General features: G+C 69.6%; 23 protein-coding genes and 2 pseudogenes. 19 read left to right on the top strand and 6 right to left on the bottom strand.

The genetic code is table 11. The features are described from left to right. Positions 1 to 254: 254 nt before the first annotated feature. From ACFYTE_RS41045 to ACFYTE_RS41030, 4 genes are all read left to right on the top strand, one after another. Positions 255 to 761, top strand: coding sequence for a DinB family protein (locus tag ACFYTE_RS41045; protein WP_388722196.1), 507 nt, complete (start codon positions 255 to 257; stop codon positions 759 to 761). A gap of 32 nt (positions 762 to 793) precedes the next feature. Further along, the gene (locus ACFYTE_RS41040; RefSeq protein WP_388722202.1) at positions 794 to 1,546 is read left to right on the top strand and encodes a Ku protein; all 753 of its coding nucleotides are present in this window, start codon (positions 794 to 796) and stop codon (positions 1,544 to 1,546) included. Further along, a complete protein-coding gene (locus ACFYTE_RS41035) occupies positions 1,455 to 2,543 on the top strand; it encodes a protein kinase family protein (RefSeq protein ID WP_388722195.1) in 1,089 nt (362 codons plus the stop codon). The genes ACFYTE_RS41040 and ACFYTE_RS41035 overlap by 92 nt, the downstream gene beginning before the upstream one ends. A gap of 228 nt (positions 2,544 to 2,771) precedes the next feature. Beyond that, positions 2,772 to 3,233, top strand: a complete 462-nt coding sequence (locus ACFYTE_RS41030; protein WP_388722193.1) for a hypothetical protein — start codon at positions 2,772 to 2,774, stop codon at positions 3,231 to 3,233. Positions 3,234 to 3,316: 83 nt separating this feature from the next. Here ACFYTE_RS41030 and ACFYTE_RS41025 read toward each other — a convergent pair whose 3' ends face one another. After that, positions 3,317 to 4,846: a hypothetical protein gene (locus ACFYTE_RS41025; RefSeq protein WP_388722191.1), complete on the bottom strand. Its 1,530-nt coding sequence runs from the start codon at positions 4,844 to 4,846 to the stop codon at positions 3,317 to 3,319. Between the two features lie 128 nt (positions 4,847 to 4,974). Between ACFYTE_RS41025 and ACFYTE_RS41020 the strand changes: the two genes are divergently transcribed. Continuing rightward, positions 4,975 to 5,655, top strand: coding sequence for a response regulator transcription factor (locus tag ACFYTE_RS41020; protein WP_388722189.1), 681 nt, complete (start codon positions 4,975 to 4,977; stop codon positions 5,653 to 5,655). After that, entirely contained in the window at positions 5,642 to 7,135 is a 1,494-nt protein-coding gene (locus tag ACFYTE_RS41015; RefSeq protein ID WP_388722187.1) for a sensor histidine kinase, read from the top strand. Before ACFYTE_RS41020 ends, ACFYTE_RS41015 begins: the two co-directional genes overlap by 14 nt. A gap of 367 nt (positions 7,136 to 7,502) precedes the next feature. Here ACFYTE_RS41015 and ACFYTE_RS41010 read toward each other — a convergent pair whose 3' ends face one another. Then, positions 7,503 to 8,066 (bottom strand): MSMEG_1061 family FMN-dependent PPOX-type flavoprotein, encoded by a 564-nt coding sequence (locus tag ACFYTE_RS41010; RefSeq protein ID WP_388722185.1) that lies wholly within the window; start codon positions 8,064 to 8,066, stop codon positions 7,503 to 7,505. 285 nt (positions 8,067 to 8,351) lie between these two features. Here ACFYTE_RS41010 and ACFYTE_RS41005 point away from each other — a divergent pair, with 285 nt between their 5' ends. From ACFYTE_RS41005 to ACFYTE_RS40985, 5 genes and pseudogenes are all read left to right on the top strand, one after another. After that, positions 8,352 to 9,317 (top strand): FecCD family ABC transporter permease, encoded by a 966-nt coding sequence (locus ACFYTE_RS41005; protein ID WP_388722200.1) that lies wholly within the window; start codon positions 8,352 to 8,354, stop codon positions 9,315 to 9,317. After that, positions 9,314 to 10,360, top strand: a complete 1,047-nt coding sequence (locus ACFYTE_RS41000) for a FecCD family ABC transporter permease (protein WP_388722184.1) — start codon at positions 9,314 to 9,316, stop codon at positions 10,358 to 10,360. Before ACFYTE_RS41005 ends, ACFYTE_RS41000 begins: the two co-directional genes overlap by 4 nt. A gap of 73 nt (positions 10,361 to 10,433) precedes the next feature. Next, the gene (locus ACFYTE_RS40995) at positions 10,434 to 11,252 is read left to right on the top strand and encodes an ABC transporter ATP-binding protein (RefSeq protein WP_388722198.1); all 819 of its coding nucleotides are present in this window, start codon (positions 10,434 to 10,436) and stop codon (positions 11,250 to 11,252) included. Positions 11,253 to 11,274: 22 nt separating this feature from the next. After that, a complete protein-coding gene (locus tag ACFYTE_RS40990; RefSeq protein WP_388722182.1) occupies positions 11,275 to 12,318 on the top strand; it encodes an iron-siderophore ABC transporter substrate-binding protein in 1,044 nt (347 codons plus the stop codon). Between the two features lie 249 nt (positions 12,319 to 12,567). Beyond that, positions 12,568 to 12,751 (top strand): annotated as a pseudogene (locus tag ACFYTE_RS40985) (DUF1348 family protein); the annotation flags it as partial. Between the two features lie 19 nt (positions 12,752 to 12,770). Here the strand turns inward: ACFYTE_RS40985 and ACFYTE_RS40980 are convergent. Together ACFYTE_RS40980 and ACFYTE_RS40975 are read right to left on the bottom strand one after the other, a co-directional pair. Continuing rightward, positions 12,771 to 12,989 (bottom strand): hypothetical protein, encoded by a 219-nt coding sequence (locus ACFYTE_RS40980; protein WP_388722180.1) that lies wholly within the window; start codon positions 12,987 to 12,989, stop codon positions 12,771 to 12,773. Positions 12,990 to 13,107: 118 nt separating this feature from the next. Continuing rightward, positions 13,108 to 13,578, bottom strand: coding sequence for a peptidoglycan-binding protein (locus ACFYTE_RS40975; RefSeq protein WP_388722178.1), 471 nt, complete (start codon positions 13,576 to 13,578; stop codon positions 13,108 to 13,110). 321 nt (positions 13,579 to 13,899) lie between these two features. Here ACFYTE_RS40975 and ACFYTE_RS40970 point away from each other — a divergent pair, with 321 nt between their 5' ends. Further along, on the top strand, positions 13,900 to 14,868 hold the full coding sequence (locus ACFYTE_RS40970) for a helix-turn-helix domain-containing protein (RefSeq protein WP_388722176.1): 969 nt from the start codon (positions 13,900 to 13,902) through the stop codon (positions 14,866 to 14,868). Positions 14,869 to 14,938: 70 nt separating this feature from the next. On the opposite strand, the pseudogene ACFYTE_RS40965 reads toward ACFYTE_RS40970, so the two are convergent. Together ACFYTE_RS40965 and ACFYTE_RS40960 are read right to left on the bottom strand one after the other, a co-directional pair. Further along, a pseudogene (locus ACFYTE_RS40965) lies at positions 14,939 to 15,133 on the bottom strand (IS630 family transposase); the annotation flags it as partial. An 89-nt stretch (positions 15,134 to 15,222) separates the two neighbouring features. Further along, entirely contained in the window at positions 15,223 to 15,975 is a 753-nt protein-coding gene (locus tag ACFYTE_RS40960) for an IclR family transcriptional regulator (RefSeq protein WP_388722174.1), read from the bottom strand. Between the two features lie 215 nt (positions 15,976 to 16,190). Between ACFYTE_RS40960 and ACFYTE_RS40955 the strand changes: the two genes are divergently transcribed. Genes ACFYTE_RS40955 through ACFYTE_RS40925 form a run of 7 tightly spaced genes read left to right on the top strand, consistent with a single transcriptional unit; the run spans position 16,191 to position 24,699 of the window. Continuing rightward, positions 16,191 to 16,577 carry a nuclear transport factor 2 family protein gene (locus ACFYTE_RS40955; RefSeq protein WP_388722172.1) on the top strand — a complete coding sequence of 129 codons (387 nt, stop codon included), beginning with the start codon at positions 16,191 to 16,193 and terminating at the stop codon, positions 16,575 to 16,577. A gap of 41 nt (positions 16,578 to 16,618) precedes the next feature. After that, positions 16,619 to 18,217: a phytoene desaturase family protein gene (locus tag ACFYTE_RS40950; protein WP_388722170.1), complete on the top strand. Its 1,599-nt coding sequence runs from the start codon at positions 16,619 to 16,621 to the stop codon at positions 18,215 to 18,217. Position 18,218: 1 nt separating this feature from the next. Next, a complete protein-coding gene (locus ACFYTE_RS40945) occupies positions 18,219 to 18,620 on the top strand; it encodes a cupin domain-containing protein (protein ID WP_388722168.1) in 402 nt (133 codons plus the stop codon). Continuing rightward, positions 18,617 to 20,137, top strand: a complete 1,521-nt coding sequence (locus ACFYTE_RS40940) for an aldehyde dehydrogenase family protein (protein WP_388722166.1) — start codon at positions 18,617 to 18,619, stop codon at positions 20,135 to 20,137. The genes ACFYTE_RS40945 and ACFYTE_RS40940 overlap by 4 nt, the downstream gene beginning before the upstream one ends. Next, the gene (locus tag ACFYTE_RS40935) at positions 20,134 to 21,759 is read left to right on the top strand and encodes an amidohydrolase (protein ID WP_388722164.1); all 1,626 of its coding nucleotides are present in this window, start codon (positions 20,134 to 20,136) and stop codon (positions 21,757 to 21,759) included. The genes ACFYTE_RS40940 and ACFYTE_RS40935 overlap by 4 nt, the downstream gene beginning before the upstream one ends. A gap of 34 nt (positions 21,760 to 21,793) precedes the next feature. Continuing rightward, positions 21,794 to 23,584, top strand: coding sequence for an ABC transporter permease subunit (locus tag ACFYTE_RS40930; RefSeq protein WP_388722162.1), 1,791 nt, complete (start codon positions 21,794 to 21,796; stop codon positions 23,582 to 23,584). Next, positions 23,581 to 24,699 (top strand): ABC transporter ATP-binding protein, encoded by a 1,119-nt coding sequence (locus ACFYTE_RS40925; RefSeq protein WP_388722160.1) that lies wholly within the window; start codon positions 23,581 to 23,583, stop codon positions 24,697 to 24,699. The genes ACFYTE_RS40930 and ACFYTE_RS40925 overlap by 4 nt, the downstream gene beginning before the upstream one ends. Positions 24,700 to 24,794 lie beyond the last annotated feature (95 nt).

Raw genomic sequence — 24,794 nt, 5'->3', positions numbered from 1 at the left:
GACATAAGACGCCGCATGCCTCCCTCACCCCGAGCGAAACCATGCCTGACCAGCAGAAATCAGCGAATCACGTTCGGTTGAGATACGGCTTCTGAAGCCCGATCAAGCCGCTGGGGAAGGAAGTCTGCCCCGCACTCCCAACTGCCCCGCAACTGAACTCCGAGCCTCAACGGCAGCGGGACAGCTGGGCGTTGGTGTCCGGCTCTTTGCACGAGGGGTGGCCTGCGGGAGGGTGGCCTTGCCATCATCGTCTGGTGAACGATGACCAGCGCATTCACCCCTCGAAGGTGGCCGACGACCGTGCGTCGCTCACCTCGTTCCTCGACTACCAGCGGGCCACCCTGGCCATGAAGTGCCACGGGCTGACCGGCGCGCAGCTGAAACAGAAGGCGATCCCGACCTCAGGGCTCACACTTTTGGGCCTGGTACGCCACGCAGCCTCCGTCGAGCGAAGCTGGTTCCGCTTCGCCCTGAACGCCGAGGACGTCAGGCCGCTCTGGCCTGGCGAGGTCGACGGCACGTTCGCCGACTTCCACGTCGAGGACGCCGACGTGGACGAGGCGTTCGGAGTCTGGCGCGAGGAGTGCGTCCGCGCCCGCGCAGTCGCTTCTTCCTTCGCTTCCCTCGATGACACCGTCAACTGCGGCGGCGTGACCATCTCGCTCCGCTACGTCCTCACCCACATGATCGAAGAGTATGCGCGGCACAACGGCCACGCCGACCTACTCCGCGAAGCGATAGACGGAGCCGTCGGCGAGTAAGCACTGTCCAGCAAGCCGTCTAGTGCCCTCCGATTCGCCGCACCCCACTGCGAGGTGGTTACGAGGCAAACACCGTCGCGTGTTGCGGACGACGGCAGCCCGGCGGGCCGCGTCGCAGTGCCGGTGCCGAACCGACGCACCCGTGGGCAGCCTGGCACCGCAGGAGACACAGAGCCGACGGCGGGCCATACCTCCAGGATGCTCCCCGACACCGCCGCGCTCCTACGCCAGAAACGCTCGGGGCCTGGAGGTGTGCCACGCCTGCGAGCACCTTCAACGGCAACCGGTACTGGTGCGAAGCGGAGGACCGCGAGGTCACCTACGGGGAGACAGGGCGCGGCTATGTGATGCCGGACGGCCGGGGCATCCCCGTCACGGAGGAGGAACTGCGATCCCTGCCGCTGACCACGGCACGCGCCATCGAGCTGGTCGCGTTCATCCCGGCCCCGGCCGTCGACCCGCTCCGCATCGGCGCCGGCTACTACCTCCAGCCGCAAGACGCCGTGGCCGCCAAGCCGTACGTCCCGCAAGGCTGCGGTCTTGTCAGGGGGGAGACACCAAGTTCGGCCGCTGGACCGCGGCAACCTGACCGGTGCGTCAACTCCGCTGATCTCCTCATCGACCTTCACGTACAGTGCGCAGGCAGCAGCTGGTGGGCACTCGCGTGCATGGTGGAGACGAGGTCGGCATTCGATGCAGTTAGCGGTCAAACATCCCTATATGCCAGAAGACGCACGCCTGGCCGCCTACAGCACTGTCTCCACGTCTCTCGCCCTTCGAAGTGATCGCCAGCTGAGTGAGCTTGCGGACGCCGCCGTGCCGCTTGGCTCTGGCATTGGCGGGAGATCTGCGCTGCTGGAGGTTGACGGGAAGCCGGTCTTCGTGAAGCGGGTGCCGCTCACGGATATGGAGCGGCTGCCGGAGCATGCGCGTTCCACGGCCAACCTGTTCCGGATTCCCACCTTCTGCCAATACGGCGTCGGTGGAGGGCCTGGTTTCGGGGCATGGCGGGAGCTCGCCGTTCACACCATGACGACGAACTGGGTGCTCGGAGGGCAGCACCAAGGGTTCCCGATGATGTATCACTGGCGCGTGCTGCCGGACACGGCCGCTCTTCCCGAGGAACTCGCGAACGTGGAGCGGGTCGTGGCCTATTGGGGAGGCAGGCCGGAGGTACGCCGTCGTATCGAGGCTCTTCAGCAGTCCACTGCGAGCCTCACGCTGTTCCTGGAGTACATCCCTCAGACGCTCGACGAGTGGCTTGCCAAGCAAGTACAGGCTGATGAAGAGTCTGCCGACCGGGCCTGTTCCCTGGTGGAGGGCGAACTGGAGGCCGGCACGTCCTTCATGAACGCTCGCGGGCTTTTGCACTTCGACGCCCATTTTCAGAACATCCTGACCGACGGCCAACGCCTCTACTTCGCCGATTACGGCCTCGCCATCTCCTCCCAATTCGATCTGTCACCGTCCGAGACCAGTTTCTACGAAGTGCACCGGACCTATGATCGCTGCTACACGCGCAGCTGGCTGGTGAACAGGCTGATCACGCATCTGTACGGATATGAGCGCAAAGAACGCGAGGCACTTATCCGCGCATGCGCGGAAGGGGAGGACCCGCCGGACGGACCGCAAAAGGCCAGGGCGATCCTCTCCCGCCATGCACCGCTCGCCGCAGTGATGACGGACTTCTACGTCAAGGTCCAGGACGAGAGCAGGGAGACCCCGTACCCGTTGCAGGCGCTCCGCCGGGCTCTCCAAGCGGACAGGTCACAGCGCAGCTGAGCGGGCACTAAGGGTGTGTCGAGCGACGTCGGAGCGGTACGTCGGCAGCGAGCCCATCGTCACCGTGAACGCGGGCATGCCGACGAGGCGCCGGCAGCCTGGGGTGGCGAACTGGTCGCGCTGCCTGGGGTGATGAGGCAGGCTGGGCAATTGGTCTGGTCGAGCGTGATGTGCGCCCACTCCGGATCGACGGGGTGACTGGAAGGCCCGCTGGAAAGGATCATCGGCATGGAGCCGTTGGATGTTCAGCGTGTCAAGGTGCTGGTCGACTACTACGGCTTGTCCATGCAGGATGCCGATGACGCTTGGCTGCCGGCGATGTTTCCCGAAGGTTTCGCAGCCGGGGACTTCGGCACCCAGCATCCTGGACGCGTCGATGTGACCACCGCAGCGCACACGCAGATCATCGACTTCACCGCCCAGGTCTGGGCGCAGGAGCCGCCCCCGCTGGAGGGGGTGTGGGACAGGACCGCGGTGGCGCGGATCGAGTGCCGCTCCGGGGTCGTACGGTTGTGGTCGATGAGCGGTCCCGGTCTTGAAGACATCAGGTTGCCGTCTGCATCGACGATGTGGAGCGTCCGTATCCACTGCACGGGGCGTGAGGAGGCCGCGCGGGCAGGCAGAGACGGCGTGCCTGACGGGATTGAGCACTACGTGACGCAGTTCTGGTCGGCGGGAGGGACGGGGTGAGCCCCCTTCGCGGCTCACCCAGCCGAAACACTGCCGGAAGTTGCTGACGGCGGTGGTGCCGGCCGGGCCGGCACCGGTCGCGGTCACCTCATCACCCCACCGCCCGCTCCCGAGCTGTCGGGCCGAGGGCCGGCCTTCGCGGACGGGTCGTGGTCTCGGACATAGACAGTGACTCGCGCCCCGTTGACATGGGTTGTTCCGTACTCGCGGAAGTGGCGCCGCAGGGTGCTTGTTTTCGCTTCCTCCTGCGGGTTGCTCGACGAGTGCACACCCACCGCGCGGACCGCGACGATCCGGTCGAATTCCAGCATGCGTGCCGCAATATCCCGGGCGGGAAGCTCGACACCCGCAAGTGTGTTCGACGAAACGGGGTCCTGTGCCAGGGCCAGATCCGTCAGGAAACGGGTGTCCTCTGGGTTGGCCCCGGTCAAGATCCGTTGCTGGCCGGAGAGATAGAGCAGCCCGTCGCCGGGACGGCCTTCCTTGCGTACGGCGGCGCCGATGGCGGTGGCGTCATTGCTCCGGCTCTGCGGTGTCCTCAGCGAAAGGCTCGGCGGGACGAGCGCGGCCAGCACGGCAACCGCCGCGATCCACGCGATGCGGGGAGACTGCTGCCGCCGGTGGAAACAGTCCATCCAGGCGCCCAGCAGCAAGGCGATTCCGATATTGCTGTAGAGCACATACCGGTCGACGAAGAGGGGCTTGACCAGTGAGGTGATCAGCAGCAGAAGGCCCGGAAGCACCAGAATCGGCACCGCCAGCACGGAAAGCCGTACGGGCCCCCTCACCCTCAGGGGCGCTCGGGCGCACGCCACGCCCACGACCGCCACAACCAGGAAATAACGAAGCCGCACCGGTCCGCCGATCCAGGACACCTGCTCCGACTGTCCCGCACTGCAGATCGCCAGTGGCAACAGCCCGGCCACAACACCCGCGGCAGCCACACTCCACGCCCTCAGCACCGGTCGTGGAACACGGGAGACGACCAGTGTGACGCCATGTGCAACCAGGGCGAGGACCGCGAACTCATGGAGCAGACAGGCCAGCAGCATGGTGGAGCCGTAGACCGCCCACCGCCACCGGGCGCGATGCGGGACGCTGACCACGAGCGCATAGGTGGCCCAGGTGACCAGGGCACAGACCATGGCATACGAGCGGCCTTCCTGCGCGTACTTCTGTACCTGGGGAAGAAGCGGAAACACCAGCCCGGCCAGCAGCCCGGCACGGGGTCCCGCCAGGCGTAGCGCCAGAAGCCCGACTCCGCTCGCCGCCACGGACATGGCCAGCACAGACGGCAGCCGCAACGTCAGCAGTCCTTGGCCGAAGAGACCGAAGATCTCATGCATCACGGCGTAGTAAAGGGCATGGACCAGATCAACATGCTGGGCGGTGTGCCATATCTGCGAAAGATCGCGGTGCGCGAGCTGATAGGTGACGGACTCGTCCCCCCACAGAGTGTTCTGCCTGCGGATACCCCACAGTCCCAGAGCGATGGTCAGCGACAAGGGCGCGATGACGACAACGGCTTCGGCCGGGCCCGGTGATCGTCGACGGGCGGGTACGGGAGGGGAAACCGTCCTGGCCACGGCGGGGGCACGTTCATCAAGGGACATCGGCGACGGGGCCTTTCAGCAGGGGCGAAGACACTCCGCCAGCGTGCCGGGACCTCATTGACCGGATGCTGACCCAACCTGACCGGCCGATCAGGAAGGCGGGCCGGCACTGTGCGAGGCTGCACCACATGCGCATCCTGGTGGTCGAAGACGAGGTGGACCTTGCCCACACCCTGCACACCGGTCTGACCGCCGAGGGCTACAGCGTCGACCTCGCCCATGACGGCCGGCAGGGACTGTGGATGGCCCGGACCGGCGAATACGCCCTTGTCGTACTGGACTTGATGCTGCCCGGACTCAACGGCTACAAGGTCTGCGCCCAGCTGCGCCGGGAGGGCAACGCGACACCCATCCTGGTACTCACCGCCAAGGACGGGGAGTGGGATCAGGCAGAGGCCCTGGACACGGGGGCCGACGACTACCTGGCCAAACCCTTCTCCTACACGGTGCTCGTCGCACGGCTGCGGGCCCTGGTCAGACGAGCCGCCGCGGCCGTCCCACCCGTCCTTGCCGTGGGCGACCTCTCGTTGGACGTCGCCGGCCGGGTGTGCCGCCGGGCCGGGGTCCGGGTGGAACTCACACCCCGGGAGTTCGCCGTGCTGGAGCTGCTGGCCCGCCGGGCGGGCCAGGCGGTCTCCAAAACGGATCTGCTCTATCACGCGTGGCCCGACGAAGCCGAGGATCCCAACCTGGTGGAGGCGCGCGTCAGCGCCCTCCGCAAGAAGGTGGACGCCGCGTTCCACCGGAAGTCCCTGCAGACCGTACGGGGTACCGGCTACCGGCTGGTGGACGACCGTGAACACGACTGAGCCGCGACGCCGCTGGTGGCCTCGTTCGGTACGAGCCCGCGCGGCCCTGGCCGCCGCCTTGACCGCCGCCGTCGTCCTGGTCGGTATCGGCTGGTGGGTGCACCGCGAGGTCTACCGCCAGAGCACGCAGATCGCCGAAGAACAAGCCCGGAAACATCTCCTCGCTCTCGTCGATCAGCTGAACGACGGTGCGGTTCCCGGCCGCAGAAGCGCCGTGCCGTACGAGGTCGTCGCGACCGGCCGACGCACCGCTGTCGCCGCCGGCGGAGGCATGGACGCCTTCGGTCCCGGCACCCGCCATGTGCTGCCCGCCCCATCCGCGCTCTCCGCCCCACCGGATGACGGTGCGGCCTGGTCCTATACGATCCGTCCCATCCGCATACCGGTGCGCCGCGACTACAACCCCGGGAACGGATTCGACATGGCCGGCGGGACCTACCCGGTCTTGTACGCCGATGTCTGGGCCGGTGCACTGAGCAGCGACAAACCCGCCGCTCTGGGCGTCACCGCCGACGCCACCCTGCGGGTCTATGTGGTGGTACTTCCGGACACAGCCGAGGCGATCACCAGGACCACCGACGGCCTGCTGCTGCGGGCCGGCCTCGTCAGCCTCGTACTGATCGCCGCCGCCGCCTACTTCACCGTCCGCATCGCGCTGCGGCCGGTCGAAGCCATCCGCGTCCTCACCGCCTCGGTCACCGCGAGCGACCCCCGCGAACGCGTCACCGTCCCCGCCACGGGACACGAGATCACCGCCCTGGCCACCACCATCAACACCACCCTCCAGCGCCTCGACACCGCCGCCGCCCAGCAGCGCCGCTTCGTCGCGGACGCCGCCCACGAACTGCGCAGCCCCCTCACCACACTGCTGGCCAGCCTGGAAGTCGCGCTCGCTTACCCGGAACGCACCGACTGGCCCGCCACGGCCACCACCGCCGCACGACAGACCCGCCGCCTCCAGGCCCTCGCCGAAGACCTGCTGCTCCTCGCCCGCCTCGACACCCGCACCCCCGCAGCCGACCCCGAAACCGTCGACCTGACAGCCCTCGCCTCCCGGCTGACCGAGCAATACCCCCTCACCGAACGGCCGTTGACCCTCAGCTGCGACAGCACCGCCCCCGCATACGTACACGGAAACCCCGACGAATTCGAACGGCTGCTGCGCAACCTCATCGACAACGCCGTCCGCCACGCCGCACACCGCATCCAGATCACCGTCCGGCACCAGGACGACCGGGTCGTCCTCACCGTGCACGACGACGGACCGGGGGTGCCCACCGAGGACGCCGAGCGGATCTTCGAACGCTTCGTCCGGCTCGACGACGCACGCTCCCGCGACCACGGCGGCACCGGCCTGGGCCTCGCCATCGCCCGCGACCTGGCCCACCGCCACCGAGGCACCCTCACCCTCACCCCCCGGACCCTCGGAGCATGCTTCCAGCTACGCCTCCCCCGAGCCCTCACCCCGGCCGAGAAATGACGCGCTCCACCGCGGCCGCACCGGCCACCCGATGAGACACCGCTGGTCGGACCAAGCACAAACGGCACGGGCTGCCGGCCATCGTCGTTCTTCTGCGGCCCGGGATGGGTCGCTGCCGGGCTCGGCGCTCGTGAGCCGGCATGACTCGCAAAACGGAGTCCCGCAGCAGAAACGTGTGGCCGGGCCTGTGGCGCCGCCCCGGGTGTCGGCTCGCCGACGACGACCAGGGGTACTGGTGGGCGCCGCACCACCGGCAGTACCGCGACATCCGGGTGGAGAATGCACGTCAGCGCAGGCGGTGTCGGCCACCTCGCGCTCTTGGCGTCTCGACCCGGTTCGACGGAGGTGGGCCCGGACTGTGTGGGACTCAGCGAACCTGCCACGAGGGTGGGTCCCAGATGCCCGAGCGGCGCAGCGACTGCGGGCAGTGGCGGTAGATCTCGTCGATCTCCAGGACCAGAGCGAGCGTGGGCCGGCGGTCGCCCTCGGTCATGGCGTCGAAGAACGGGGCGTCGGTGAGGATGCGGGCGCGGCCGTTGACGCGCAGTACCTCCTTGCCACCAGGGATCAGGTAGAGCAGGCCGGCGTGCGGGTTGTCGAGGATGTTGTGGAGGCTGTCGCCGCGCCGGTTGCCCGGCCGGTCGGGCAGGGCGAGCGTGCCGGAGTCGACGACGTGGGTGAATCCCGGCGCGCCCCCACGCGGGGAGACATCGCAGTCACCCCGCGAATCGGAGGTGGCCAGCAGACAGAACGGCGCACGGGCCAGGATGGCCCGGTCCTTGTCGGTGAGCCGGTCGTGGACCTTCTCGATCACCACGGGCGCGGGCTCGCCCAGCAGTGCGCGCAGTTCGGCGCGTGAGCCCAGTTCGACCCAGCCCTCCTCGGCCACGGCGTCCGGCCCGTTCCCGGAGGTGGCGATCGTCTGCGGCAAGGCCGACTCCCATGGTGTGCGTCGGGCGGATAGGTACACCGAGCACATTATCAATGTTAGGTTTGCCTTACCTTATGAACCGGAGGCGGTCGATCCGGTGAGTTCGTCTGCCGTCCTACCCGTCCCGAGGAACCCGTACATGCGCCCCCTTCCCACCCGGCAGCGCCCGCTCCGGCGCGCAACCCGCCGGTGAACGCACCCGCCGCCGCACGGGAGGACCGGACTTCGGAAACACGTGTCGGCCCCAGACACCGCGGGTCGGCCCTCGCGGCGGGCCTCTGGCTCCTGGCCGTCCTGCTCCTCGCGGCCACCGCACTCAGCCTCGCCGTCGGGTCGGGCGACGTCTCCCTGCACGACGTCGTCCACGGCGTCCTGGACCCGGACCGCTCCGTACGCGGCCAACTCGTCGTCCAAGAAGTCCGCATACCCCGCACCCTGGCAGGTCTGCTGGCCGGCGCCGCCCTCGGTCTCGCCGGCACCGTCATGCAGGGCGTGACCCGCAACCCGCTGGCCGATCCCGGGCTGCTCGGCATCAACGCGGGCGCGGCGGTCGCCGTCGTCTTCGCGATGAGCGTGCTGTCCCTCACCGAACCCGCCCAGTACATCTGGTTCGGCTTCCTCGGCGCCTGCCTGGCGGCCGGACTCGTCTACGGCGTCGCCGGCCTCGGGCGCGAAGGGGCGACACCGGTCAAACTCGCCCTCGCCGGCGCCGCCGCCACCGCGCTGCTCGTCTCCGCCACCGACACCATGCTGCTGTCCGACAGCCAGACCTACGACCAGTTCCGCTTCTGGCAGGTCGGCGCCCTCGACGGCCGCGATCTGGACGTGCTCCTCCAGGCGGTGCCCTTCGTGGCCGTCGGCGGTGTGCTCGCCCTCGCGCTCGGGCCGCGGCTCAACGGCCTGGCCCTCGGTGACGACATCGCGCGTGCCCTGGGCCAACGGGTCGCCGTGGCACGCCTCGTCGGCGCGGCGAGCGTCGTGCTGCTGTGCGGGGCGTCGACCGCCGTCGCAGGGCCCATCGGGTTCGTCGGCCTGGCGGTCCCGCACGCGGTACGGATGATCACCGGCCCCGACCACCGCTGGATCCTGCCCTACAGCGCACTGCTCGCCCCGATCCTGCTGCTGGTCGCCGACGTCGTCGGACGCGTGGTCGCCCGCCCCGGCGAGATCCAGGTGGGCGTGGTCACCGCGGCCGTGGGCTGCGTACCCTTCATCGTCCTGGTCCGCCGACGTCGGAAGGCCGACCTGTGAACGCGCCGACCGCCGAAGGCGCCGCACGGCTCGGGCGGCTCCGCCGAGCCGGCCGCATCCGCTTCGGTGCCGTCTGCCTCGCCCTGACGCTCACCGCGCTGGCCGCGCTGCTGCTGTCGCTCATGGTCGGCGACATCGATGTCCCCCCGGCCGACGTGCTGGCCGTCCTCACCGGCGGCGGCGACCCGGGCAGTCGGTTCGTGGTGCACGAACTCCGGTTGCCGCGCGCCCTGTTGGCCCTCGTCGTCGGCTGCTGCTTCGGCCTGTCGGGCGCCGTCTTCCAGGCGCTGCTGCGCAACCCGCTGGCCAGCCCCGACGTCATCGGTGTCAGTGCCGGCGCGAGCGCCGCGGCCGTCCTGATGTCCATGGCGTTCGGGCTCAGCGGCCTGGCCCTGTCCGGCGGGGCCCTCGCGGGCGCCCTGCTGGCCGGAACCGCGATCTACCTGCTGGCCTGGCGGAGCGGGGTCAGCGGCGGGAAGTTCGTGCTCATCGGCATCGGCGTCGGCACCGGACTGATCAGCCTGCGCTCCTATCTGATGACACGGGCGGAGGTCACCGAGGCCCAGAACGCGTTCGTGTGGCTGACCGGCAGTCTCAACGGCCGCTCGTGGCCCCATTTCTGGCCGTTGCTCGGCTGCACCGTGCTCCTGGTCCCGCTCACCCTCGTCGCCTCCCGCGGGCTGGCGGCGCTGCAGCTCGGCGACGAGGCGGCCGGCGGGCTCGGTGCCCGGGTCGAACGCAGCCGCCTCGCCCTGCTGGCCAGTGCCACTGCCCTCGTGGGCGTCGCCACGGCGGCGGCGGGGCCCATCGGCTTCGTCGCCTTCGTCAGTCCGCCGATCGCGCGCCGGCTCCTGCCCGGCCGGGGCGCGGCGCTGGTGCCCTCCGCGCTGACCGGCGCCGCGCTGGTGTGCTCCGCCGACTTCGCCGCCCAGCATCTGCTGCCGCACACACAGCTGCCGGTGGGCGTCGTGACCAGCGTCGTCGGCGCCCCGTACCTGCTGTGGCTGCTCGCCCGCGCCAACCGGGTGGGCCGGGGCGGCTGACCGTGTCCCGCCCGACCCGCCCCGCCCCATCTGCCGCAAGGAGACCAGCACGGTGACCCACAAGGAGAACACGGTGGCGTCCCCGCACACCCTCGAAACCCGCGGCCTGGGTCTCGGTTACGGGGAGCGAGAGATCATCTCCGGTCTCGACGTCACACTGCCGCCGGGACGTTTCACCGTCATCGTCGGCCCGAACGCCTGCGGCAAGTCCACACTGCTGCGCGCCATGGCACGGCTGCTGACCCCGACCGCCGGCACCGTCCTCCTGGACGGCCATGACATCCACTCCACGTCCACGAAACAGGTGGCCGCCCGTCTCGGCATGCTGCCGCAGAGTCCGGTGGCCCCCGATGCCATCACCGTCGCCGACCTGGTCGGCCGCGGCCGCTACCCGCACCAGGGCTGGTTCCGCCGCTGGACGAAGGCGGACGACGACGGCGTCGCCGCGGCCATGCTCGCCACCGACGTCCTGGAACTCGCGGACCGGTCGGTGGACGAACTCTCCGGCGGGCAGCGCCAGCGCGTCTGGATCGCCATGGCGCTCGCCCAGGAGACCGGCATCCTCCTGCTCGACGAGCCCACCACCTACCTCGACATCAGCCACCAGCTGGACGTGCTGGACCTGCTCACCGACCTCAACCGGGAGCGCGGCGTCACCCTCGCCGTCGTCCTGCACGACCTGAACCTGGCCTGTCGCTACGCCGATCACCTGATCGCCATGAAGGACGGCCGCGTCGTCGCCGAGGGCGCGCCCTCCGCCATCGTGACCGAGTCCCTCGTACGCGAGGTGTTCGGGCTGCGTTCCACCGTGATCCCCGACCCCGGTTCCGGCACACCGATGGTCGTACCACTGGGCCGCCACCACATCAGCGCCGCCCCCACCGGGCAGTGAACCGCACACAGAAAGAACCCTCATGCCTCGCACGTCCTCGCACCAGACCGCCCGTACCGGGCGCGGCCTGTGGCGCCTGCTCGCCTCTCTCCTGGCCGTCGCGCTGCTCGGTGCCCTCGCCGCCTGCGGCTCCTCCTCGAACGACACCGACTCCGGCACCGACGCCTCCGACGCCTCCGGCTCAAAGACATCCGGCGCCTTCCCCGCCGAGGTGACCACCAAGTTCGGTACCGTCACCGTCAAGTCCCAGCCCAAGAGGGTCGTCGCGCTCGGCTGGGGTGACGCCGAGACCGCCCTCGCCCTCGGCGTGCAGCCGGTCGGCCAGAGCGACTGGCTCGCCTTCGGCGGCGACGGCGTCGGCCCGTGGGCCACGGGCCGGTACGACCAGAGCCCCGAGAAGATCGGCACGCTGGAGCCGGAGTACGAGAAGATCGCCGCGCTCAAGCCGGACCTGATTCTCGACGTCAAGTCCAGTGGGGACCAGACCCGGTACGGCACCCTGAGCAAGATCGCACCGACGCTCGGCGTGCCCAAGGGCGGCGACCAGTACAAGATCTCCTGGCAGCAGCAGACCACGATGATCTCGACCGCTCTCGGCCTCGCCGACCAGGGCGAGAAGCTCATCTCCGACACCCAGCAGAAGTTCACCGCCGCCGCGAAGGCGCACCCCGAGTTCAAGGGCAAGACGATCACCCTCGGTTCCCGTACCTCGGTCGGCTGGGGCGCCTATGTGAAGGGCACGGACCGGGTCAACTTCGTGCAGCAGCTGGGCTTCACCAACAACCCGAAGGTCGACGCCAAGGCCGGTTCCTCGTTCTCGGTGTCCGTGTCGGAGGAGAACCTGCAGATGCTGGACGCCGACCTCGTCGTGATGGCGCCCATCGGCATCGACGCGTCCAAGATCTCGTCGGACCCGCTCTACAAGTCCCTGCCGGCGGTGGAGAAGGGCCACTCCATCGTCTTCGACGACAAGAACATCAGCCAGTCCTTCGCCACCAACTCCGTCCTCTCGGTCGGCTACGCCATCGACAAGGTGGTGCCGCTGTTCGCCGACGCGGTGAAGTGACGGCAGGATGAAGGCCGTCCGCGCCGTGAGCTGCGCCGCGCGTCGCAGGACGCGCGGCGCAGCGTGCGTCAGCCGGCACGTCGAACCGCGCGTCAGTCCAGGTCGTGCCCATGGGGATGTCCCCATGGGCAGGACCTGGCACACATGGGGCCTGCTCCATCGCGGTACCCCCCGTCTGCGAGGAATCCTGGAGCCTGCCGCCGCGGACTCCAACAGACACATGGGGCTGCGCGGCTGGTCACGGACACTCGTGGGAGCCTCTGGGCGTACGACGGCAACCGAATCGCCGTGCGCTTCCAGTACGAGTGGCACGACCGCGAGGGCCAGTGGTTCCGCAGCTACGGCAACGAGTTGTGGGAATTCCGGCCGGCGCTTCTTCGGTCCGCGGTCGGAGGCCGAGCGCGGACCCCAGCACGACTTCACCCTGTACTAGACGGTCCGACCGTCCCCCGTCACACCGAGAGAACCTTCATGCCCCGCATGCGTCGAATTCCGTGGATCTGGATCGCGTCCAGCGCCTTCGGCGTATGGCTGGCGGTGATCTGCTGTTGCATCGAGCAGCAGAGCCACGCCAGTACGTCGACGAGTTGTTCGCCCATCCGGTAGCCGGGCTGAACGTCACCGTCGTCGACCGGGAGGACCACCTCCCGCCGACCGCCGACCCCGGCCACCGGCGAGGGCGACTTCCGCTGAGGGGCATGAGTGCCGGTGCCTGCGATATTGGCCTGCACTGCAGACGTCGACGCCGACCTCGGGTACAGAGGTCGGCGTCAACGGACGTTGTGTTGACTAGAACCCGGGGTTGAGGCAACTGATAAAGGAACCGGTCTTGTAATACAACGGCCACAGCATCTCGCCACGGGTCGCAGGCCCGTAGACGCCGTCGGCGCTCACGCCGAGACGGTTGGCCTGGAGCCACCGAACGGCATCCACCGTGCCGGTGCCGTAGACCCCGTCTGCCCCTCCGGTGGCGCTGATCCGATTGGCGGCATAGGTGCCGCTGTAGCACAAAAGGATGGCTCGCTGCAGCGCCGTCACCGCGTTTGAACTGCCCGTCTGATATTGCATGTAACAGCTCAGACCGTTACCGGTGCGCGCGGGGACTGTGTAGTAATTGCCAGTACCGCCCAGCCCATCGGTGCGCTTCACCGTCGTGTTGCACGGACCGTAGGCGGCGTGGGCCGGTGCAGTCATCATCGGGCTGGCCGTCAGGACGGCGGCGAAGAGGAGAGCCAGAGCCCCCAACACTCCGATCCGCATGCGGAGCGTCGTTGATACGTGTTGCACGATGCGATCCTTCCGGTCGGTGATGTCGTCTCAGTGACCTCGCCCATGGACCTTAGAGTCATCGTGGGCTTCGGACTTTGTCATCCGTGCAGGGAAATGTGTCAGTAGCGCACCGCCTCAGTTGACGCCGCATCAGGCGACGGCCTGCGCGCGCCTGTCGAAGCCGTTGCGCAGCGGGATCGAATCCTGCCAAGCTGGCGCCGGGAACTGTCCGTGTCGGGGGGCGCTTGTGGGGGAACGGACCGAGGTGTGGTCAGGCCGGCTGTATGGCCGATGCAGACGAAGGTCTGCCTCATGAGCCCGGTTCTGGACACCGCGTTCATAGCGCCGCGTGACCGGGAGGAAGTGGTCCGGCACGCCGTGTGGGAATCCGTGGTGGCGGTCGACATCGATCACCGTCCTCCCGCTGAGGACCTCTCCGTTCGCATAGGGCTCGGCACCGTCGGACCCCTCAGGATCTGCTCGGCGCGGGCCACCGCGGTCACGATCCGTCGTACGGAACGGCTGGCCCGGGAGGACGAGGAGCCTGCTGTCTTCCTCGGCCTGCAGGTGACGGGCACCAGCCTGGTCGCGCAGAACGGACGCGAGTGTGTACTGGGACCGGGGGAATTCGCCGTCTACGAATCGATCGCTCCCTACACACTTCTCTTCGACGAGGGAGTCGACCACCACTTCCTGCGCTTCCCCCGCGCGGCACTCGCGCTCCCCGACCGGCTGCTGCGAGACACCAGCTCAGTCATCCTGGGGCCCGACAACCCCATTGCGCCTCTCGCCTTCACCTACTTCTCCCAACTGGCCGGCAGCGACGAGTTGCACCAGGGTGTGCACGCAGACGCCGTCGTGGAGCCCAGCGTCGAACTCCTCCGCGCCGTCCTGACGTGCCAGTACGGCAACTCCAGCCTTGCCAAACGCCCGTTGGAGGCAACACTCAGCCTGCGGATCACTCAGTACATCCGGGCACACCTGGCCGACCCCGGTCTGTCGGCTGCACGGATCGCCGCCGCACACGGCATCTCCGTACGTCATCTCTACGCTGTGCTGTCCGGGTCGGGCATCAGCCTGGGAGACTGGATCCGTACACACCGCTTGGCGGAATGCAGGCGAGAGTTGGCCGGCCCGAACGGCCGGCGGCGGACCATCGCAGCGATCGGACGAAGGTGGGGCTTCGTGGACGCGACCCACTTCAGCAAGGTGTTCAAACAGGCATACGGACTCTCGCCTCGGGCCTGGCGCGACCAGAACCACCCCCGCTCCTGCGCGTAATGGTCTCCGCGCGGCCACGTTTCGCGTGACCGACCTCGGAGGCTCGGTCCGGGCCCGGGACAGACCGAGTGCGGGCGAGCAGGCAGCGTAATGCCTCGCGGCCGATGCGGATGACCCGGCCGTCGACCTTCCGCAGGCAGGCGACGAGCTTGCGCAGTGACCAGCGGGTGAAGGGCCGCCCGAGCTTGACCGGTCGGGTGGTGGTCGTCGCCACGGCGAAGTCCTCGTCGTCAGTGCTGAGCAGGCGGGAACGGCCTCCCGCCCATCAAGGACCACATCCGTGGCCTGCCGCCCCGGGGTGTGCGGGCTGGATGGCGTTCGCCGACACAGCGGACGGCCCTGGCGGCGCCGGTGTCAGGGGCCGCTGATCTTCTCGGCCACCGCCACGAGGGCGTTCGCGGCCTCCACGACGTAGATGTCGTCCGACCGCGTGAGCGGTACGACGATGGTCAGCGCGCCGATCAGCACGCCGCCGCGGAAGACCGGTGCGGCGACGGACCAGGACTCGTCGGTGGTCTCGCGAGCGCTGTAGGAGTGCCCGCGCTTGCGGATCGCCACGCACTCGGTGCGCAGGTCGTCCAGGCTGCGCTCCCCGCCTGGGGTTTCGAACGTCGTCGCGCCGCCCGGCAGTTCGAACCGTGCCAGGCCCTCGGGGTCGAACGCGAGCAGGGCCTTGCCTGCCGCACCGACATGGATCGGGCCGCGTTCTCCGGGCTGGCAGACGCGGCGCACCAGGCGGCTCGACTCCGCGGACTCGATACAGACGCGCTCGTTCCCGGCGCGGACGAAGAACGCGATGGTCTCGTCCAGCACCTCGCGCAGTGCCGTGGTGGCGCGGGTGGCGAGCGAGCGCGCCCCGGACCACTGGTCGGCGGAGTAGATCAGCGCGGTGATCTCCGGGCCGGAAACGTACGTGCCGTCCTCCTCCTGAGTGACGTAGCCGGCCTGGCGCAGCGTCCCGAGCAGCCGTGAGGCGGTGCTGAGGCTGACGTCGGCGTACTGCGCCAGTTTCGTCAGCGTCTTCGGCCCGCGCGTCACGGCCGACAACAGTGTCAGTGCCCGGGTCACCGACCGGACGCTCTGCGAATCCGTCGTCCGGTTGCTCATCGCTTGTCCTCTCACCGTCCGGAGTTTCCCGCCGGGCCGCTTGACCCCGGACCGAACCCGTGTAAATACTTCTGCCACGCGAAACACTAACTTCCACACAGTGGAAGCGCAAGGCGCCTGCGCTGCGCCATTCTTCCGTGCGCTGCGACGTCGCAGCGTCTTCAGAACCAAGCCGTACGTCACACGCGACGTCCCGTCGCAGGAGGAGAATCCCGATGCCCGCTGACACGGCGCGTGCGGAGGACATCGTGCAGATCAACGACACCGTCTCGCGGGTCGCGTACGTGCTCGACGCGCACGACTACGACCGGATGGGCGAGGTCTTCGCGCACGACGTCCACTTCGAGAACCCCGGCCGGCTCGTGGCCGACGGGCTGGCGGAACTGATCAAGGCGTTCCAAGGCATCGCCAGCCCAGCGGTCAGCCACCACATCACCAACGTCCTGGTCACCGACTACGACGGAACACATGCGAACTGCGTCATGAAGGCCCTCACCCTGCGCACCGGCGGTGTGATCACCAGCGCCGAGTACCGCGACACGCTCCGCAAGGACCCCGAGGGCTGGCGCATCACCTCGCGTGTGATCACTCCCCTGGGCTGAGCACCCTGCACCGTTTCACGGACTCCCACGGACGAGGAACCATGGCGAAGACGTACGACGTAGTCATCATCGGCGCCGGTCACAGCGGCCTGGTCGCGGGTTGGTACCTCGCGCGGGCAGGCTGGTCGGTGCTCATGCTGGAGCGCCGTGACATCGTGGGCGGCACCTGCGTCACCGAGGAGATCTTTCCCGGCTACCGCGGCAGCAGCGTGGCGAACTCCAGCCACAGCCTGGACCCCCGCATCGAGCACGACATGCGGCTCACCCGGTTCGGACTGCGCTTCCGCCGGCCGAAGCTGGGTTCGCTGACCCTCTTCGACGGCGGCAGGGCACTGGCCCCGTGGCCGGACCGGGGCCGCCGCCGGGCCGAGATCGAGAGGTTCGCCCGCGGCGCGAAGGACGTGGACGGGTTCTTCGGCGTGCTGGAGTTCTTCGCCGCGGTCGCACGGCGGATGGCGGTCTCGTTCTACGACGACCCGCCGACACTGGCCGAAGTGGCGAACCGCTTCACCACACCCGCCGACCGGCACGCCTTCGACCGTGTCATGTTCGGCCCGGTCGCCGACATCCTGGAGGAGTACCTCGACTCGCCCGAGCTGCAGGCGTTCTTCGCCGGCACCGCCGTCGCGACCAACCTCATCGGCCCCCGCACCCCGGGCAGCGCCTACCTCCTGCTGCAACGTCCGCTGTGGGAGGAGTCCATGAGAAGCGTCGGCACGGTCGACGACAACGAACTGATGATGAAGAACGCCGCACCCGTCGGCGGGATCGGCGCGGTCACCCAGGCGATGGCACGGTCCGACCAGGCCCTCGGCGTCGAGATCCGCACCGGCGCCCACGTCGAGCGGATCATCTGCGAACGTGGCCGGGCCGTCGGCGTCGCGCTCGCCGACGGCACCGAGCTGCGCGCCCGGCGCGTGCTGTCGAACGCCGACCCGAAGCTGACCCTCACCCAGATGCTCACGCCCTCCGAACTGGGCGACGAGCCCCACGCCCTGGCCTCGAACATCGTCATGAGGGGGTCGTCCGCGAAGGTGCACCTGGCGCTGGAGGGCACTCCACGCTTCGCGGCGGCGACCTCGGACGAGGAGAACGAACTGTTCTGCGGCAGCAACTTCCGGGTGGCACCGAGTATCGACGTCCTCCAGGCCGCCTACAACGAAGCGACCGTCGGACGATGGTCGCGCCGCCCGACCGTGACCGCGATCATGGACTCCGCGCACGACCCGTCGCTGGCCCCGCCGGGCTGCCACTTCGTGAGCGTCAGCGTGCGCGGCGTGCCCTACCACCTCACCGAGGGCACCTGGGACGACCAGAAGGACGCACTGGGTCAGGCCGTCGTCGACACCCTCACCGAGCACATCCCCAACCTGCCCTCGATCCTGGCGGGCTGCCACGTGTACTCCCCGCTGGACCTGGAGCGAGAGTTCGCCCTGCCCGAGGGCAACGGCGCACACGGTGACATCGTGCCCGGGCGCGTCTTCGACTCCCGGCCGATGCCCGGCTGCTCGGACTACCGCACCCCCGTGCCTGGCCTGTACCTGTGCGGCGTGGGGAGCTGGCCGGGGAACTTCATGAGCGGCGTCACCGGCTACAACGCCGGCCGCCGCATGCTGGCCGACGCTGCGAAGGAGAACTGAGGTGTACATCGGCCGTGGAATCCCCACCGGACGCGTCAGCGCAATGCGCTCGGCGACCACGACGGGCACCGTGTGGTCGGACATCGTCATGGACCAGGACGGCACCCGGGCACTGACGATGTTCTTCGCGCCCGGCTCCCGGACGCACTGGCACAGCCATCCCGGCGGCCAGCTGCTCTACACCCTGGCCGGCGAGGGCTGGATCCAGGAGCGCGACGGCCAGGGGGCGATCCTGCGCCCGGGCGACGTGTGCTGGACCCAGCCGGGCGTCGAGCACTGGCACGGGGCCTCCGAGCACAGCCAACTCGTGCAGTTCGTACTGCACTTCGGCGACGTGGCGTGGACGGGCCCGGTCGCCGACACCGAGTACGTGTCGCCCGCCGAGGAGGTGCCCGGCCGATGACCGCGACACGCACGGTGGTCGAAGCGCTCGTCGGCCGTGCGCCGGGGCCCTTCGTCGGCGGCGAGTACCGGGCCCGCGCCGAACGATTCGAGGTAAGGGCACCGGCGACCGGCGAGACCCTGGCGGCGGTCGGCGACGCCGACGCCGACGACGCGTCCGCGGCCGTCTCGGCCGCCGCGGCGGCGCTGGACGCCTGGTCGGCCATGCCCGCCTGGCGGCGCTACGAGACGCTGCGGGCGGGCGTGGCCGAACTGGGGGCGGTCGCCGAGGACCTGGCCGTCCTGCTGTCGGCCGAGACCGGCAAGCCACTGGCAGAGGCACGTGGCGAAGTGGCCAGCACTGTTCGCTTCTTCGAGTGGTTCGGCCACGAGACGCTGCGGCTGACCGGCGAGGCGTGGCCGGACGTCGCCGCCGACCGCGACGCCCTGGTGCTGCGCGAACCGGTCGGCGTTGTCGTCGCCATCACCCCCTGGAACTTCCCGGCGTTCATGGTCGCGTGCAAGGTCGGTGCCGCGCTCGCGGCCGGCTGCACGGTGGTGCTCAAGCCGGCCGAGCAGACGCCGCTGACCGCCCTGGCCATCGCCGCCGCGCTGCACCGCGGCGGACTGCCGGCCGGCGTCCTGAACGTCCTGCCGGCCGGCGACCCGCGCCGGGTGAGCGACGTCCTGCTGCACAGTGCTGCGGTCGCCTGCGTCAGCTTCACCGGCTCCCGCGCCGTCGGCGAGTTCATCGCCCGGGAGGCCTCCTCGGGAATCAAGCGGGTGCTGCTCGAACTCGGCGGCAACGCGCCTGCGGTCGTCCTGGAGGACGCCGACGTCGGCCACGCCGTGGAACAGGTGGTACGGGCGCGGTTCGGCAACGCCGGCCAGACATGCGTGGCGGCCAACCGGGTCTACGTCGTCGACGCCGTCGCCGAGGAGTTCACCAGCGAACTGGTGGCCGCCACATCCCGGTTGCGTGTCGGTGACCCGGGGGACCCGGACACCGACTTGGGTCCGCTGATCGACCGGGCGGCCGTGGAACGCGTCGAGGAACAGATCCGCACCGCGGTCGCGCAGGGAGCTCGACTGCTGACCGGCGGCGGCCGGATTCGGGAGACCGCGGAGAGCGTCTTTCTGCGGCCGGCCGTCCTGGCCGCATCGTCCGGTGCGCAGCCGGCCGTCTTCGCCGAGGAGTTGTTCGGTCCCGTGCTGGCCGTCGTGCGCTGCCCCGACGCACAGACGGCGGTGGCCCTGGCCAACGACACCGAGTACGGCCTGGCCGGCTACGTCTTCTCGGCCGACCAGCGCCGCGCCCTGGCCGTGGCCCGCCGGCTCGCCGTCGGCTCCGTGGGCGTCAACTGCGCCCTGGTCAGCGAGCCCGCGCTGCCCTTCGGCGGCGTCAAAGCCAGCGGCATCGGCCGCGAGCGCGGCCGGGCCGGAGTCGAGGAGTTCCTCGATACCAAGACCGTGCAGATCTCCACAGCCACCCGCGAGCCGGTCCGCGCGTTCCCTTCCTTCGTCCAGGAGCAGCAGTGACACAGCCCCATGACGTCCGCGTCGTCAACGCCAACGTCCTGACGATGGATCCGCGGCAGCCGCGTGCCGAGGCGATCGGCTTCCGCGACGGGATCATCACCGCCGTCGGTTCCACCGAGTCGGTGCCGGCCGACGGCCGGAACACGCGGACCGTCGACATGGCGGGCGCCACGATCGTGCCGGGCCTGATCGACGCCCACTCGCACCTGGACCTGATGGCCTATGCCTGGGAGATCGCCACCGACTGCCGGTCCTCACGGGTGGATTCCATCGACGGGATCGTCGACGCCCTGTGCCGGACCGCCGCCCGCACACCCGCGGGGACCTGGGTGATGGGCATGGGGGAGCACTACCAGAACCATAAACTCGCCGAGGGCCGCTACCCGGACAAGCACGACCTCGACCGGGTCAGCACCACCCACCCGGTGATGTACCGGGCGAGCTACCACCTCAACGTCTTCAACAGCCTCGGCCTTGAGCTGCTCGGCGTCGACGACGACACCCCCGACGCTCCGGGCGGGCGCATCGAGCGCGATCCGCTGACCCGGGAGGCGACCGGGCGCACGTACGACATGTTCTCGCCGCTGGGCGGCCCGCAGCCGGCGCCCGCCGAACTGGCCGAGGGCATCCGCCGAGTGCAGGAACGCTACCTCAGTGTGGGAGTCACGGCCCTCGGCGACATCGTGCTGCACGCCGAGGGGCTTGACGCGCTCATGGACGTCGAGCGCTCCGGCGGGCTGGTCCTGCGGGCTTCGCTGTACCCGAAGCTGCCGGTGGTCGCCTCGGCGCGGGACGTCGCCTCCGGGCGACTGGCCGAGCGGTTCGCCGGGCTCGATCCGGACCGGCTGCGGCTGAGCGGGGTCAAGATATTTCTCGACGGCGGCCTCACCGCGGGCGCCGCCGCCCTCTACGAGGACTACCCCGGCCAACCCGGCTACCGCGGCGAACTCGCCTACCGCGACGAGGAGGTCCGCGAACTCGTTCGGACCGCCGACGAGGCCGGCCTCCAGATAGCGATACACGCCATCGGCGACCGCGCCCTGGACCAGGCGATCGAGGCGATCGAGGCCCTGGGCGACCGACGCCGCGGTGCGCCGCGTCACCGCATCGAGCATGCCGGAAACATGTTCATGACCAAGGAACGGATCGACCGCCTGGTCACGGCCCGGATCGTCCCCGTGCCCCAGCCGGCGTTCCTGCGTACCACCGCCCCCGGCTACATCAAGCACCTCGGCCGCGACCGCATCGGTCCGGTCATGCCGTTCCGGACGCTCATCGACCAGGGCCTGCCCGTCCCGGGTAACTCGGACGCCATCGGCATCACCGCCGACCAGCACCATCCGTTCCCCGCCATGCAGACGGCCGTAACCAGGCGGGTGAACGACGGCGAGGTGCTGGAGGCCGACGAGGCGGTCTCCGTGGAGGAGGCGCTGCGGATGTACACCACATGGGCGGCGTACTCCCTGGGCCGGGAGGCCGAACTCGGCTCGCTGTCGGCGGGAAAGGCGGCCGACTTCGCCGTGCTGTCGCGGGACCCCACCGAGGTCCCGGCGGACGAGATCGGCGCGCTCACCGTGGCGTCGACATGGATCGCGGGCCGCGAGGTCTACCAGGCGCCCTGACGCCGCGGCACCCACGCCACGAAAGGAGGAGGCGATGACTTCCCTGACCGACAGCGTCCCGGACGCCGCCGTCCCTGGGCCCGCGCGACGTCGGCCGGTCCGGCGCGGCGGCCTGGCCTGGCTGTCCGTCCCCGGCGTGCTCTTCCTGCTCGTCGTGTACGTCGTCCCGCTCGGCCTGCTGCTGGTCAAGAGCTTCACCGAGCCGACACCGGGCCTGGACAACTACCGGACCCTCTTCGAGAACGCCGGATACGTTCGTACCATTCTGCGCACGCTGGAGATCTCGGCGATCGCGACGGTCCTCAGTCTGGTGCTCGGCTACCCGGTCGCCTACGTGATGGCCACCGCAGGACGGCGCTGGCGGACGTTCCTGACGCTGTGCGTGGTCACCCCGTACGTCACCAGCGTCCTGGTGCGTACCTTCGCCTGGCAGGTCGTCCTCGGTCAGGACGGCCCGCTCAACAGGGCGGCGTCATCGCTCGGCCTGGGCCCGTACGACATGCTGTTCACCCCGTTCGCGGTAGCCGTCGGACTGACCCACTTCACGCTGCCGCTGATGATCCTGCCGCTGATGAGCGCGATGTCGCAGGTGCCGGCGAACCTGGTGCCCGCGGCCCGCAGTCTGGGCGCGGGCCCGGCCACGGCCTGGGCACAGGTCTACCTGCCGCAGACCCGGCCCGGCATCGAGGCCGGTGTCGTCCTGTGCTTCGTCTACGGCGTCGGCGCGTTCGTCATCCCCGTCATCCTGGGCGGCAATGCCGGCGCCATGCTAGGCGTGACGATCCAGGACGCGGTGACGCAACAGGCCGACTACGGCTTCGCGTCGGCAGCCTCGGTCCTGCTGGCCCTGTGCGTGCTGGTGGTCGTCCTGCTGTACAGGTGGCGCTTCGGCGGCAGCCTGGAAGCACTGGCGGCACCGCGCACCGCCGGCCTGCGGGCGCGCTCGCGCCGACCGGCCGGCGGGCGCGTCCTCCGCGTCGTCACCTGGTTCGCCCGGCCGCTGGACGCCCTGGGACTGTCGAAGGCCGGATGGGTGGTCAAGGCGTTCAGCCTGGTGGTCGCCCTGTCGCTGCTGCTCCCGCAGTTCGTGGCGATCCCGGTGTCCCTGTCCTCATCCCGTGCGATGGTCGTGCCGCCCCCCGGCTGGTCGACGCAGTGGTACGCGAACCTCCTCTCGGCCGACTGGCTGCGCTCGTTCGTCACCTCGCTGGAGATCGCCGCGGCGGTCGCGATCCTGGCCACCGTGCTGGGCACGCTCACCGCGATCGGGGTCAGCCGCACCCGTGGAAGGCTCGGGGACGCCGCCGGCACGCTGATGATCGTGCCACTGCTCTTCCCGACCGTCGTGGCCTCCGCGGCCTTCTTCCTGACCTTCCTGCCGCTCTATCTGACCGACACCCGCATCGGCCTGATCCTCGCCGACACCACGCTGGCCATGCCGTTCGTGTTCCTGATCGTCCATGCCAGCGCACGGCAGCTCGACCCGCGCCTGGAACAAGCGGCGGCCAGCCTGGGCGCCAGGCGCCGCCAGCAGTTGTGGCGGGTGGTCCTGCCGATGCTCACGTCCTCGATCACCGTCGCCGCCTTCCTCGCCTTCACGACCTCGTTCGACGAGACTCCCGTCGCGATCTTCCTGACCGGAGTGAACGTCACCACGCTGCCGGTCCAGATGTACAACTCGCTCACGGTCCAGAGCGATCCGACGATCGCGGCGGCGGCCGTGGCGATCATGGTTGTCGCCGCTCTCGCCGTCGGCCTCGCCCCGCTCCTCAGCGGACGGATCCGGCGTTCCGCCTCGCGACCCACGAACAGGAGCAAGACGTGACAACTGCGTTCCAGAGGCTGAGGGGCGGCGAAGCCGCAGGCGGGAAGGCGGCCGACTCGGTTCGGCCCGGCGCGGTGTCCCTGCGTGGCCTGACCAGGACGTACGGGGACACCACGGCCGTCGCCGGCATCGACCTGGAGGTACCGGCCGGCAGTTTCTGCACGCTCCTGGGCCCGTCCGGGTGCGGCAAGACGACCACACTGATGATGCTCGCGGGCTTCGTCGAACCCACCGCGGGCGGTGTGCTCGTCGACGGTCACGACATCGCGCACGTGCCGGCCTCCGAGCGGAACATCGGAGTGGTGTTCCAGAACTACGCCCTGTTCCCGCACATGACGGTCTTCGACAATCTCGCCTTCCCCCTGCGCATGCGCCGCACGCGCGACGCGGAGGTCACCGCGCGGGTCGAGGCCGTACTGGAACTCGTCCAGCTCGGCGCCTGCGCCCACCGCTACCCGGCGGAGCTGTCGGGCGGCCAGCAGCAGCGCGTCGCCGTCGCCCGCGCGGTCGTCTTCAACCCGCCGGTGCTGCTGATGGACGAACCGCTCGGTGCCCTGGACCGCAAGCTGCGCCTGCAACTGCAACGTGAGATCCGCAACCTGCAACGGCAGCTCGACCTCACGGTCGTGTACGTCACCCACGACCAGGACGAGGCGATGTCCATGTCGGACCAGGTGGCGGTCCTCAACCGCGGGCGGATCGAGCAGGCCGGCACCCCGGCGGAGCTGTACGACACCCCCGCCACCCTGTTCGTCGCGGACTTCCTCGGCGACAACAACGCCCTGACGGCGACCGTGGTCGACGGTGACCACGTCACACTCGGCCGGGACACGGTCGTGGCGACCGTCGCGCACGACCTGCCGCCCGGCGCGGCGTGCACCGCGCTGATCCGGCCCGAACGCGTGCTGATCGACGATGCCGAAGGCCCGCTGCGCGGCACCGTCCTCGATGTCGTGTACCTCGGCAACGCCAGTGAGTACACGCTGAACGTCCCCGGTGTCGGCGAGGTCAACAGTCGCCTCGTGCACAGTGGCGCGCACCGGGTCTGGGCCCGTGGAGACCAGGTCCGAGTCCGCCTTCCAGCCGCGTCGGTGCGCGTAATGCCGCAGGACTGACCCCCCGTTATCTTTTTCGCGGTCCTGCAAGAGGGCCGCTGGCCTCCGGGCCCGGCATGACTGTGTCCCCCTGTCGAAGGCATGACCTGGGGGGT

The sequence above is a fragment of the Streptomyces sp. NPDC004629 genome (genome assembly GCF_042873595.1).
In the GTDB taxonomy this organism is placed as follows: Bacteria; Actinomycetota; Actinomycetes; order Streptomycetales; family Streptomycetaceae; genus Streptomyces.
This window is presented reverse-complemented; position numbering and strand designations above follow the sequence as displayed.

What these genes read in the sequence shown, in the direction of transcription:
- ACFYTE_RS41035 (WP_388722195.1), top strand. Translation starts at nt 1,455, where the DNA reads ATGCAGTTAGCGGTCAAACATCCCTATATGCCAGAAGACGCACGCCTG.
- ACFYTE_RS41030 (WP_388722193.1), top strand. Translation starts at nt 2,772, where the DNA reads ATGGAGCCGTTGGATGTTCAGCGTGTCAAGGTGCTGGTCGACTACTAC.
- ACFYTE_RS41025 (WP_388722191.1), bottom strand. Translation starts at nt 4,846, where the DNA reads ATGTCCCTTGATGAACGTGCCCCCGCCGTGGCCAGGACGGTTTCCCCT.
- ACFYTE_RS41020 (WP_388722189.1), top strand. Translation starts at nt 4,975, where the DNA reads ATGCGCATCCTGGTGGTCGAAGACGAGGTGGACCTTGCCCACACCCTG.
- ACFYTE_RS40990 (WP_388722182.1), top strand. Translation starts at nt 11,275, where the DNA reads ATGCCTCGCACGTCCTCGCACCAGACCGCCCGTACCGGGCGCGGCCTG.
- ACFYTE_RS40975 (WP_388722178.1), bottom strand. Translation starts at nt 13,578, where the DNA reads ATGCGGATCGGAGTGTTGGGGGCTCTGGCTCTCCTCTTCGCCGCCGTC.
- ACFYTE_RS40970 (WP_388722176.1), top strand. Translation starts at nt 13,900, where the DNA reads ATGAGCCCGGTTCTGGACACCGCGTTCATAGCGCCGCGTGACCGGGAG.
- ACFYTE_RS40960 (WP_388722174.1), bottom strand. Translation starts at nt 15,975, where the DNA reads ATGAGCAACCGGACGACGGATTCGCAGAGCGTCCGGTCGGTGACCCGG.
- ACFYTE_RS40955 (WP_388722172.1), top strand. Translation starts at nt 16,191, where the DNA reads ATGCCCGCTGACACGGCGCGTGCGGAGGACATCGTGCAGATCAACGAC.
- ACFYTE_RS40950 (WP_388722170.1), top strand. Translation starts at nt 16,619, where the DNA reads ATGGCGAAGACGTACGACGTAGTCATCATCGGCGCCGGTCACAGCGGC.
- ACFYTE_RS40940 (WP_388722166.1), top strand. Translation starts at nt 18,617, where the DNA reads ATGACCGCGACACGCACGGTGGTCGAAGCGCTCGTCGGCCGTGCGCCG.
- ACFYTE_RS40930 (WP_388722162.1), top strand. Translation starts at nt 21,794, where the DNA reads ATGACTTCCCTGACCGACAGCGTCCCGGACGCCGCCGTCCCTGGGCCC.